The sequence below is a fragment of the Vibrio sp. 378 genome, assembly GCF_033339435.1.
Genome location: NZ_JAWOUO010001090.1, coordinates 1 through 534, shown reverse-complemented (window position 1 = coordinate 534; position 534 = coordinate 1). Strand labels below are relative to the sequence as shown.

At 45.5% G+C, this 534-nt stretch carries 1 protein-coding gene; it reads right to left on the bottom strand.

Annotated elements, in window-relative coordinates:
• Nucleotides 1-534 (bottom strand): heme biosynthesis HemY N-terminal domain-containing protein (locus tag R7Q48_RS30535; protein ID WP_318134164.1); only part of this gene is annotated, 534 nt, incomplete at both ends.

The window sequence follows — 534 nt, the reverse complement described above, 5'->3', positions numbered from 1 at the left end:
TCGCTACCTTGTTGTTGCGCAACTTCATGCAGTAAACCACATTGTGCTTTCTGAATCAGTTCTGCTTGCTCTTCTTCCGTTACTAGCTTTGCTTTCGCCAGTTGTGGCATTAGGTCAATCAGCGGCTGCCACAATTTAAGCTGCATGTAAGTTGTTTTGAGTAAGTTCAAGACAATCGAGTTATTTGGGTATTGGCCTTTTAGCGATTGCAGGGTATCGAAAGCGGCTTCGAACTCATTATCACGAATAAATTGCTTGGCTCGAGTCAGTTCGACAGCGAGATGAGCATTCTCCTGTTGGCTAGCTAATGCAAGATAATGATCGCGTTTTGCTTTATCACCTTGACCTTGAGCAGCTTCAGAAGCAACGAGATAGCACAGTAGTGGCATATCGTGGTGATTTGCCCAACGAGTGACTTTCTTCTCAGCACCTTTCCAATCACCTTCAAGGAGCTTGATAATGCCTTCATTGGTGTAGCGACGAGAACGACGCATTTTACGTACGCTGAAGTAGTTCCAAGTGCTTGAGCTCGCG